Origin of the sequence: Vibrio algivorus, from assembly GCF_030161215.1 — a bacterium.
Classification (GTDB): domain Bacteria; phylum Pseudomonadota; class Gammaproteobacteria; order Enterobacterales; family Vibrionaceae; genus Vibrio; species Vibrio algivorus.
Genome location: NZ_BSPV01000003.1, coordinates 703,966 through 715,429 on the forward strand (window position 1 = coordinate 703,966; position 11,464 = coordinate 715,429).

Consider the following 11,464-nt stretch of genomic DNA (forward strand, 5'->3'; position numbering starts at 1 on the left):
TATGGAATTAATTTCCTATATGATCTAACGCCCCGCAAACTCTAATTGAACATCATCCTCTTGCTTATGTAACCATAATAAGCGAAGTGATAGTAAAATCGCCGCAGTAGTTAAGCCAATAATGATACCAATCCAAAAGCCAGTAACACCCATTGGTTTCGATGTTATCCAATCGGTCATTCCTAAAATATAACCAACCGGCATGCCTATTCCCCAATAAGAAATTAAGGTACGGCTAAAGATAGAACTGGTATCTTTATAACCACGTAGTGCACCGGCTGCAACAACTTGAATGGCATCACTACATTGGTAAATAGCCGCCATGATTAAAAGATGTAATGCAATAATCGTTACTTCTGGGTTTTCTGTGTATAAATCAATAATTTGATGACGAAATACTACAGTTAACAAGGCGGTTATAAGCGCGGTCGCAAATCCAAATAAGAGCCCTACATGCGTTGAAATTTTAGCACCCTCCACACTCTTTTCACCTAGTTGATGTCCGACACGAATACTGACAGCTGCACCAATACTCATCGGTAACATAAAGATCAACGTTGAAAAGTTTATCGCAACTTGGTGAGCGGCAACGACAATTGGGCCGAGTGGTGCAATTAGCAAAGCAATCACTGCAAATAAGGTGACTTCAAAAAATAATGAAGCAGCGATAGGAAATCCCAAACGGAATAAGCGCTTTAATGAATGCAAGTTAGGCTTATGGAATTCACTAAAAATATGAATGTTCTTAAAGCGTTGCGCCACCAACACATAAGTAAGCATCAATAAAAACATAACCCAGTAAACAATGGCGGTTGCCACTCCGCAACCCACCGCACCGAGTGCTGGCATACCAAACTTCCCATAAACAAAAATCCAGTTTAATGGGATATTAATCGCAAGACCTAGGAACCCAAGAATCATCGCCGGTTTGGTGAGCGATAAACCATCAGACAAACTACGTAACGTTTGGAAGAGTAGAAAAGCGGGAACCGCAAAAATCATGGCAAACATATAGCCATTAGTTTTCTGTGCCATCACAGGTTCAATATGCATGATGTCGAGAATATGCTTGGTTTGTGATAATACTAAAATGATAGGAATTGCCACCAAAAACGACAAGTAGAAACCTTGCTGAATTTCATGAGCAATTCTTATTTGTCGTCCTGAGCCATTAAGTTGAGCGACGACTGGAACCAAGGCCAATAATAAGCCAATACCGAATAGTATAGAGGGAAGCCAAATACTAGAAGCAACTGCTACTGCAGCCATATCGGTAGCACTGACGCCACCTGCCATTACGGTATCGATGAATCCCATACCGGTTTGAGCAACAGAGGCCAATAGCACGGGGGTTGCTAACTTAACAAGGATCGATCCTTCCTTACGATAACGGTGCATATCAATTCCTAACTGCGTGAAAAGGCGGAAAAGAATTATATCTGGTTGTATACAATAAGCGATAAAAAATTAACAAAAAAGCAATAAAAAATCCCGAACAATTAGGGAGCAATCATTCGGGATAGTGATATTTATAACCTATTGAAAGTACTAAAAGATTGAATGGTCTTCAACTCCCACGGTGAGATGAACTTGGGCATTGTCAACTTTAAGTTCTAAGTGGATAGCATGATTGCATGAAGGACAGTCATCATAAAAATCTTGATCACCCTTCGATGAATCCACGGTCATACCGATTTGATGTCCGCAATGTGGGCAGGGTACTCTTTTTTCAGTGTATTTTATCATTGCTTTCCTCACTATTACGTCTTTGTGCCAAGCTGAATGAACTACAAAATAAATAGATCAAGTAGTGAACTTGGTCTGGTTTATACGCAAGTAACTTCAAGATGATAGCTCTGAATTCTTCATCTTGAGGTCACTTAGGCATAATTCAATATTAGTTCTTTAAGTTAGTTCATGATTGAAAAAAAGCAAAAAGGTTGAATTAGTGCAAAGTAATGGACAAAAACTGTCTGATTCAACCTACTATTCAGCGTGAAGTTGTATTTTTTAAAATTTACAATATGAGAAAAAGTCGACCATATTGAAGTTAATTGTAATTCTAGTCCATGAAGGACATTTTATTACGACGCACATCACCTTTTTAATATTTGTTAATTAACCTATTGAATTAACAATAAATTAGATTAAATCTTGTTGTATTAGTTGAATCTTTGATATGCATTGAGTGAGGTATTCTCCTCCATATTGATTACATCGACAAAGGAGGTAATAGAGTTGGTAGAGTTCTCGACGTTTATCATAACCATCCTCGATAGATAAGGTATCTTCATAACCGGCAAAAAACTCTGACCCTAGGTTACTAAACTCTTCGATGATCGCTAGGTCACACTCTGGATCTCCCCAATAACTTGAAGGGTCGTAACAGATAGCGCCATTGACTGATAGCGCATAGTTATTATCACTTAAATTTCCATGTAAAAGGGAAGGTTTCGGGTTATGCGTTCCTATTCTTTGCTTCACTAAAGTTACAATTTCTTCAATATCACCAAACTCAATCCCTTTTTCTTTTAGTAACTGTAATTGCCAACCAATACGACATTCAGAGAAAAAGATTCCCCATTTTTTATGCCAAGCATTAGGTTGTAGATTTAAACCAACATAAGTGTCGGCATCATAACCGTATTCTTTTTGCTCTCCCCACAGGTGGAGATGAGCTAATTGTTGCCCTAGGTGGTATTGCTCAGTTGGTGCGGTGAGAGGTTTGGTAGGTAGATAATTTAAGATTAAGAAGGCATGATCTTTGACTACGCCACAAGTGACTGGCTGGGGAACCGATAGGGTGCTGGTCTGAAGAAGGCTTGATAAATTATCTATTTCTGATTCAAATTTGGGTAGGTACTCTCGGTCATTAATTTTGACAAAATAGCGCTGCTGACCGTCTGAGATCATATAACACTGATTACAATCGCCACCTTGCAGACTTTCTCGCTCCTGAATGACAAATTCAAATGCCAGTACTTGTGATAGCTGTTGTGCAATACCATGCCACATAGTTGCCTCCAGAACCTGAAAGTTATCAGTCTATGACATTAGCTTAGTTGAACTTTTAAATTAGAGAGCTGATTCGCAAAAATTAGTTTAATTTACTGACGTTATTCGAAGGGTATAGCTTAATTTGAACTAATATACCCAAGTAACCTCAAGATGCGAGGTTTCAGCAAGATTAAAACAAGTTTTAGGCAAGGCAAATTGAATATGATCATAGTGATTCTACCTCTGTTCAATTTAACGCAGCATAAAGCTTGTTTTAACTTGCCCTTTGGGAGCTTCATCCAAGCTCTTAGCCCGTGTCAGATTTAATTGAAAGGTGTTTACATTCCGCATAAATCTTCCTTGTCTAAGAACTTGGATGATAGCTCTGAATTCTGCATCTTGAAGTCACTTGGGTATACGCCTAAATTGCCAAAACTTACTGGCCCAATAAGGATTATCCAAGCGTGAAATAATGACACCTTTGGAGGTTGATGCATGCATAAACTGATTATTACCAATATACATCCCAACATGGCGTTGGTTCCAACCAGTTTTAAAGAATACAAGATCACCAAAAGCCGCTTCATCTTCTGGAATAAAGTAGCCTTGTTGACTTTGTAATTCGGTCGTACGAGGAAGGTGCAATTGATAAATTGTCGACATGGTGACTTGCATAAAGGCTGAGCAATCTATCCCTCGTTTGGTACTTCCGCCAAATTGATATGGGACGCCAGACCATGATTGGTATAAGTGTTGGAATTCCGTTTTCTCGACAGGTGTAGAAGGCAGAGGTGGTGCAGGCGGTGGGCTTGAAGCACAGCCTGCCAACAATAGTAAACTCATCAATGGAATAGTCAGTACTTTATTCATTTCTACACGCTTTATATCTGTGGGTTAACAAGATGCTATCGGATAATGGCTAATGAGTAAATGCTCATCAGTTCATGCGGTGGCAGTATATACCCAGGTAACTTCAAGGTTTGAATGATAGCTCTGAATTCTGCACTTTGAAGTTACTTGGGTATAGAGTCAGGATAATCAAAGCGTGTCGGAAAAATGCGCACTTAAACTCAATAGAAGCCTAACTTGAGTAACCATCACAGTTTGTACAACAAGTTTATGGATAATGAGCATAATTTTATTTGATTTTATATTTTAATTTATGGAGAGAATTAATGTATTACGGTTTTGATGTCGGTGGCACAAAAATTGAGTTTGGTGCTTTTAACGAGAAGTTAGAAAGAGTGGCTTCTGAAAGAGTACCTACACCTGGAGAAGATTACCAAGCATTATTAGATACTCTTGCGGGTTTAGTCGCTAAATATGATAAGCAGTTTGAATTAAGAGGCACTGTTGGTATTGGCATTCCGGGGATGGAAAGCGTGGAAGATGGGGCCGTTTTAACTTCAAATGTTCCTGCTGCGAAAGGAAAGTTCTTACGCAAAGATCTTGAAGCGTTGGTCGAGCGCCCAGTAAAAGTGGCAAATGATGCCAATTGCTTTGCGTTATCAGAAGCTTGGGATGAAGAGCATCAAGGTAAAGAAAGTGTTTTAGGGCTAATACTTGGCACTGGTTTTGGTGGCGGAATTGTTGTCAATGGTCACGTAGTCTCTGGTGGGAGTCATGTTGCTGGCGAGCTAGGCCATACTCGTATGCCAATTGATGCTTGGTTCTACTTGAATGATAGTTGCAAAGATAAAGATGCACCATTATTTGGTTGTGGTTGTGATAAAAAAGGTTGTATCGACAACTACTTATCAGGGCGTGGTTTTGAGCAGCTTTACCACTACTACTATGATGAGAATGTAAAAGCTATCGACATTATCAAACAGTATCAGCAAAAAGAGCCTAAAGCGGTAGAGCATGTTGAACGCTTTATGGATCTATTGGCAATTTGTTTAGGTAATATTTTTACTGCTTTTGATCCAGATGTCGTGGTACTCGGTGGCGGCTTATCAAACTTTGAAGCAATTTACGAAGAAATACCAAAGCGTATTCAACCTCATTTACTTTCTATAGGTAAAGTACCGCATATCTTAAAAGCCAAACATGGTGATTCTGGTGGTGTACGTGGTGCTGCATTTTTGAATATTCAATAATGCCAATCGCACTTTAGTCTCTTCAAGTTTGAATAACTAGGGGTTAATTACCTAAAACAAAAAGGCTTGGTGATATTTCATCGAGCCTTTTTATCATCAGGTGATGTGATATTCGGTATAGAATACAAACGCAGCTTATATGTAGAAGGTAGGTTAGCTATTTTTCTTCTTCTGACCAATACCAATGTTCTCTTTCGGCATTAAGGTTATTTTGCCGAAACCAAGCTTTTTAAAATGCGCATCACGGTAGTTGCGAACGGTTTTAGTATCAGAGACCGCTTCAATGGATTGCTCCATTTTTAGATACTCACGGATATCAATGCCTTCATGAGCGGCAACCGCTTCATGAATAGAATGAAAATCACGATAGCTAAACGCTAAGGTTTTTTCTTCATTTTTGTATGTGTATAAAATTGTACGAGACATAAAGCGCCTTAAATGAAAAAGCAGTAACCGAAATTACTGCTCGAAATTAATTATGAAGGATTATATACCCAAGTGACTTCAAGGTGCGAGCTTCAGCAAGAATAAAACAAGCTTTAAGCAAGGCAAATTGAATATAATCAGATTCTATCTCTGTTCAATTTAACGCAGCATAAAGCTTGTTTTAACTTGCCCTTTGGGAGCTTTATCCAAATGATTTCTACTGTACTGTTGAGCGTACAGCAATCATTGGTGGCTGAATATTATGGTGTTTAAACTCTTTCATTACGCGCAAAGTAATATCGGTTTCAAATAACTTTTCATATACCGTATCAACCACATAGGCCTTACAGGTGAGTTTTATGGCCATATAATTATCAGCAATTTCTTGGTTCACTAACACGACAACCGGCTTAGGTAGGTGAATATAACGGCTTGATGAGGCGGCTTCTTGAATCAAATCACGCGCTAAGTTGATATCTTGATCCATGCCAATATAAAAGGGGATCACACATTGCATATCAAGTGCACCGTAGTTACCGCTCATGGTCACTTCACTTAAAAATTTATTATTTGGTATGGTGATGATGTCATCAGTCAGGGTTCTCATTCGTACTGAACGCAGGCCAATGGTAATGATATCACCGTAGTTCCCTTCAAATGTCACTCGGTCACCAACTTGGAAAGGTCTATCAATCATAACGGTTAAACCTGCGATGAATGATGCAGCCAGATCTTTCAATGCAAAACCGATAGAAACCGCTAAAGTACCACCAATCAAAGTAAGAATTTGATCATTAATCCGAAAGCTAATCATAAAGACAACTAAACCGGCTGTCATATAAACGAAAAACTGGAAGAATGACTGTAACTTTTGTAGCACCATTCGGTACTGTACAAATTGGGCACTAAAGGTTTCAACTAAGCGGTTGGTAAATCGTAATAGTATCCAAGAACCCAAGATCACAAAGAAGGAGAAAAAGACACCGCCCCAACGAATTAGGCTAGTAAATTGTACGATATTATCTAAATGTTCCGTTGTTTCATCTGCAGCGAAAGCAGTTGAACTCACCATCAATAGGACGATTAAACTAAGAAACTTTTTCATATTACTTCACCAATAAATGTTGACGGTGCAAGGCGTTGGTAATGTATCGATACCAATGATCTGAAATCTTCGCTTTATCATCTGACCATTCAATGTAATTGCGGCTTTCAAAATAGCGCAATGTACCAATAACTTCAGGAATAGTAAGCTGAGTACACTCTGAAAGCTCTTCTGGGGTCGAGACTTCAAGTTGCACAATTGAACGCAAAATAGCCAGCATAGGCTTTGGCATTTTTTCCAACTCTTCTGATTCTGGGGCTTGGAAGAGGCGCACAACGACTTTTTCGGTTGTTTGATCTTTACGTAAAGATAAGCGGAAGAAACGCAGAGCAACAGTAGGGTTACCATCCGCGTAGTGCCACAAAATACGGTAGAAACCTTGACGCATACGTTCTTCTTCTGAAATATCATCCTGATCCCATTGTTTTGGTAGATTTAGATCATCGAATGACACAGGATTTTCTAATTCTTGATTTAAGCGCGAATCGAGTAAGTTAGTGACTTGTGATTCAGACCAACGAGGCATAAATGTGACTAAATCAAATAATAAACGTTCTCCTCTTGCTCGATCGACAAAACGCCAGCTTGATTTTTCAATCGCTAATAATACGCGGTGGTTTTTCTTAGAACGGCGCATTAAATTGGCAAATTTCATCAAGCCAGAAAGCCCACCAACCATAGGTTTTACTAGCCTTTGTGCATTATCTACTGCAAATAAATAGCAAGTCTCACTTTTGCGTAAATGAGCTAATAGTTGAATATCACTAGATTCGCGGCTTAAACCGATTTGTTCTGCTAAATTAGCCACTAACTCTGAGTAACCCGAGTTAGGACAGTTTAAATAAATCGGCTCAGCATTATTCACACGGTAAAGAATCTGTTTTAACAAAGTTGTGGTGCCAATACCACGCTCACCGGAAACGACACACATTGCAGGGCTATCGGTTAATACATAGCGTGAGAGTTGCCTAATTTCATCAGAAGCATAGCTAATTAACTCACTGTCTTCTCGACCAGGTAGTACGTATTGGAAAACTTCGTCACCAGATAAAGGAAGTAGGTTGGTATTTTGACCACCATTATCACTTTGTTTAGCCACTTCAATACGGAATAAATAGGCAAGTGCTTGGCTGAAGAAAGCATATTGCGATAAGTTTGAAATCACGAATTGCTTCAAATGACGAGTTAAAATCCAAAATGTCATTATCGCTGTGGCAATGGTTGATAAAGCAAAACTGTCCTTATGATTAATCGCCCACTGAGCCCAAATAGGAGAGTCTAAGTTAACGTTATTGTCACTAAAAACATATGGCTTCCATTTTCTTAATACCACAATGGTAATTAAGATAAACCATAGGAACATTAAGCTAGAAACCCAATGATAAATAGTGCCTTCACCGACAGTCGTGCGAGTGATTTGCAGTAAAACGCCGGCACCAATGACACTCCAAACATAATAGCGAATAGTTGATAGTCGAATAGCAATGATATCTTTAGAGGTACTGCGACTATTACGGTACACGAATTCTAAGATGAATTTTACCGCAATAGAGCCACCCAAAATCCACCAAGTGAAAATATCTAAAAACTTAACGTGTTGCAGGCTTTGTAAACCAGAAAGAATGTCTAAGGAAATCGTAATAGCAATTAACCAAGCAATTGGCTTATTAGCTTTACTGATATACCACAATAAACGAATCCATATTGGTGGCGCAGTGGTTGGTGAGTCTAACTTCGCTTTTCGAAATTGCTTGATCATGTCAGGGCTATTACGAAGCCACCAATTTAAGATTAAATAAACAAGAAAAAGCTTGATGATAGTGACAATAACGGGGACGGGAGATATTGCTAGGTCTTTGATGAATTGTTTAAAGCTTTGAATTTGAAAGAAAAGTAAATATTGAGCATTTAGCTGGGTAATATATATTTCATTTTTGAATTGAGTGACTCCAAATGGACCAAAACCAGTTAAATTATTATAAACTCGATTATTGACCAATTTTAGTAAGTCTTGCTTGGAGCGATTAAAGCTATGAAGGGATAAATAATCTTCTTGTGCCGAAAGCCAAGTTTTTTGACCGCCTTGCTTTCTATATTCTTTTAATGATGCATCAAAATCTTTAGTTGTTTCGTCGATTTGATAAAGGGTAGTAGAAAGTAACTCATCAACCATTGCATGATCCGCATCCGTCATAAATAAAGGATCGGGCAGTTGAGCAACTTTGTCTGAGATGCTTTGTGCTTGTGGTGTAATTTTTGCTACTTGTGATTGTTGTGTTGGTTCCCATTCCGCATGTGCATGTAATGAGAACAAAAACAAAAAGGCCAAACAGAATTGGTAAATTTTACCCATAGATATCACTTATAAGTAGTTGATAGGTCATATACCCAAATGACTTCAAAGTATTGAAATTCGCACATTGAAGGTACTTGGGTATATCTTATTAAAGATAGAACAATAGCGACGCAAATCATAACTTATTCTATGAGTTATTGTCATTAAGTGCTTGTTCTTCGACAAAGAAATTTTAGTGTGAGATGAACTTACGTTAAATGTATTAATTCATATTAAATAGAGATCCAGCACAAAACTTTTTATCTTGTCGTTGTTATTATACCCAAGTGATTTCAAGGTGCTCCCGAAGGGCAAGTTAAAACAAGCTTTATGCTGCGTTAAATTGAACAGAGATAGAATAACTATGATCATATTCAATTTGCCTTGCCTGCAGCTTGTTTTATTCTTGCTGAAACTCGCAACTTGAAGTTACTTGGGTATACATCAATAGACAAGATAAATTAACCTTGATAGCACTAAGTACAAGTTTACAAATCATTACCTCAAAAGGATTCGAATGAACTTCCCATATCAAAATATTGTTGTCCTGACAGGGGCTGGTATATCAGCAGAATCTGGTATTCAAACTTTCCGCTCTCAAGATGGGTTATGGGAAAATCATAGAATTGAAGATGTCGCGACTCCAGAAGGTTATAGCGACAATCCTGATTTGGTACAAAATTTTTATAACCAACGCCGTAAAGGGCTTCAAGATCAGCATATAGTGCCTAACCTCGCTCACTTAGCATTGGCAGAACTAGAAAGCAAACTCGATGGTAAAGTAACAATTGTGACTCAAAATATCGACAACTTGCATGAAAGAGGTGGAAACCACAATATTATTCACATGCATGGTGAGCTATTTAAAGTTCGCTGTCCGGAGTCGAACCAAGTGATTGAGCATTACGATGATCTAGGTGTCCATGACTTATGTCACTGTTGCCAAATTCCAAACCCACTCAGGCCACACATCGTATGGTTTGGAGAAATGCCGCTACAAATGGCTGAAATTTATGCTGCCATTGAAGAGGCCGATTTATTTATCTCTATTGGTACTTCTGGCGTCGTCTATCCCGCAGCAGGCTTTGTTCATGATGCTAAAATGCATGGCGCGCATACTATTGAAATCAACCTAGAGCCTAGTGCTGTAGAAAGCGAATTTGCTGAGAAACGTTATGGTAAAGCAAGTATTGAAGTGCCTAAGCTTGTTGATGAACTATTAAAGCTCTAATCCAACTCATGTGATTTCGGCTTCCATTAATGTAAAAAACCGCTGAAACTATTCATTTCAGCGGTTTTCATTTGTTACTTATAATTTTTAGTATAAAGACTAGTTCATATCCACTTTAAGCTTTTGGAAATACTCTTCATATAGCACGTTAGCATCACCTACATCATCTTGCCACTCACCAGAATCTAATACTTTTTGTGGTGGGAAGACATTCTCGTCATTAGCAAATTCTTTTGGCAACAACGGGTAGGCTGTTTTCACCGGTGTAGGGTAACCTATTTCCATTGCGATTTTGGCCGCATTTTCTGGACGCAGTAAGAAGTTGATCATTTTATATGCTGCTTCAGTATTTTTCGCACCAGCAGGAATCGCTAAACTATCCATCCAGAAGATCGTGCCTTTTTCTGGCCAAATAATATGAATTGGAGCGCCTTCTTGACGAGCCATATAAGCTGAGCCATTCCACAACATACCTAGAGATGTTTCACCTGCTAAATAAGGGTTAGCAGGGAAGTCTGAGTTAAATACTAATACATTTGGCATTAACTTCTTCAACTCAAGGTAAGCTTGCTTAATCTGCTCTGGGTCGGTGGTATTGCCTGAGTAGCCTAATTTTGTTAGAGCAATTTGGAATAATTCACGAGGATCATCCATCATCATTAATTGACCAACCCATTTCGGATCCCATAAATCATCCCATTTTTTGATTGATGATTTATCTAGCATATCAGTGTTGATGCCGATGCCAGTGGCGCCCCAAACATAAGGGATAGAGTAGTCATTGCCAGGATCAAAAGGCTTGTTTAAATAGTTAGGGTCTAAATCAGCAAAATGTGAAAGCTTTGCGTGGTCGATTTTCATCAACATGCCTTCTTTACGCATTTTAGATACAAAGTAAGTAGATGGAACGACTAAATCGTAACCTTTACCTTGTGTTTTTAGCTTTGCATACATTGACTCATTAGATTCATAAGTAGAGTAAATGACTTTAATTCCAGTTTCTTTGGTGAAGTCTTGTAAAACTTCATTTGGGATATACTCAGACCAGTTATAAAAATAAAGTTCTTTATCTTCAGCATGCGCATAACCTGTGGTAAATGTAGCTGCCAGTGCTGCACCGACAAAAAACTTAGACCATGTCTTCATTGATATCCCCCAGTATGGAATTTTTATTTATTAACACTCTATGGTCTGTTGGCCTTTAAAGATCAACAAACTCTAACTAATGCTTATCTTTTACAGAATTGTCATTAGCTTCAAAATAGTGTGAG

10 protein-coding genes are annotated in these 11,464 nt (G+C 38.5%); 2 read left to right on the forward strand and 8 right to left on the reverse strand.

Annotated features, from left to right (window positions below; translation table 11 throughout):
- Positions 1-24: 24 nt before the first annotated feature.
- The 4 genes from QQJ93_RS04950 to QQJ93_RS04965 form a co-directional block, all read right to left on the reverse strand.
- Positions 25-1,398 (reverse strand): MATE family efflux transporter, encoded by a 1,374-nt coding sequence (locus QQJ93_RS04950; RefSeq protein WP_089124376.1) that lies wholly within the window; start codon positions 1,396-1,398, stop codon positions 25-27.
- Positions 1,399-1,548: 150 nt separating this feature from the next.
- Positions 1,549-1,746 carry a CPXCG motif-containing cysteine-rich protein gene (locus QQJ93_RS04955; RefSeq protein WP_089124377.1) on the reverse strand — a complete coding sequence of 66 codons (198 nt, stop codon included), beginning with the start codon at positions 1,744-1,746 and terminating at the stop codon, positions 1,549-1,551.
- Positions 1,747-2,142: 396 nt separating this feature from the next.
- Positions 2,143-3,015, reverse strand: a complete 873-nt coding sequence (locus QQJ93_RS04960; RefSeq protein WP_089124378.1) for a fructosamine kinase family protein — start codon at positions 3,013-3,015, stop codon at positions 2,143-2,145.
- A gap of 387 nt (positions 3,016-3,402) precedes the next feature.
- Complete coding sequence (locus QQJ93_RS04965; protein ID WP_089124379.1) at positions 3,403-3,867, reverse strand: C40 family peptidase; 465 nt, start codon at positions 3,865-3,867, stop codon at positions 3,403-3,405.
- Positions 3,868-4,172: 305 nt separating this feature from the next.
- On the opposite strand from QQJ93_RS04965, the gene nagK reads away from it, so the two are divergent.
- Positions 4,173-5,096 (forward strand): N-acetylglucosamine kinase, encoded by a 924-nt coding sequence (gene nagK, locus QQJ93_RS04970; protein WP_089124380.1) that lies wholly within the window; start codon positions 4,173-4,175, stop codon positions 5,094-5,096.
- 153 nt (positions 5,097-5,249) lie between these two features.
- On the opposite strand, the gene QQJ93_RS04975 is transcribed toward nagK, so the two are convergent.
- The 3 genes from QQJ93_RS04975 to QQJ93_RS04985 all read right to left on the reverse strand — a co-directional run bounded on the left by QQJ93_RS04975 (position 5,250) and on the right by QQJ93_RS04985 (position 8,980).
- Complete coding sequence (locus QQJ93_RS04975) at positions 5,250-5,522, reverse strand: DUF2960 family protein (RefSeq protein WP_027695310.1); 273 nt, start codon at positions 5,520-5,522, stop codon at positions 5,250-5,252.
- A gap of 217 nt (positions 5,523-5,739) precedes the next feature.
- Positions 5,740-6,627 (reverse strand): mechanosensitive ion channel family protein, encoded by an 888-nt coding sequence (locus QQJ93_RS04980; RefSeq protein WP_089124381.1) that lies wholly within the window; start codon positions 6,625-6,627, stop codon positions 5,740-5,742.
- A gap of 1 nt (position 6,628) precedes the next feature.
- Entirely contained in the window at positions 6,629-8,980 is a 2,352-nt protein-coding gene (locus QQJ93_RS04985) for an ATP-binding protein (protein ID WP_089124382.1), read from the reverse strand.
- A gap of 499 nt (positions 8,981-9,479) precedes the next feature.
- Between QQJ93_RS04985 and cobB the strand changes: the two genes are divergently transcribed.
- The gene (gene cobB, locus QQJ93_RS04990) at positions 9,480-10,193 is read left to right on the forward strand and encodes a Sir2 family NAD+-dependent deacetylase (RefSeq protein ID WP_089124383.1); all 714 of its coding nucleotides are present in this window, start codon (positions 9,480-9,482) and stop codon (positions 10,191-10,193) included.
- Positions 10,194-10,292: 99 nt separating this feature from the next.
- On the opposite strand, the gene QQJ93_RS04995 is transcribed toward cobB, so the two are convergent.
- On the reverse strand, positions 10,293-11,339 hold the full coding sequence (locus tag QQJ93_RS04995) for an extracellular solute-binding protein (RefSeq protein WP_089124384.1): 1,047 nt from the start codon (positions 11,337-11,339) through the stop codon (positions 10,293-10,295).
- Between the last annotated feature and the right edge of the window lie 125 nt (positions 11,340-11,464).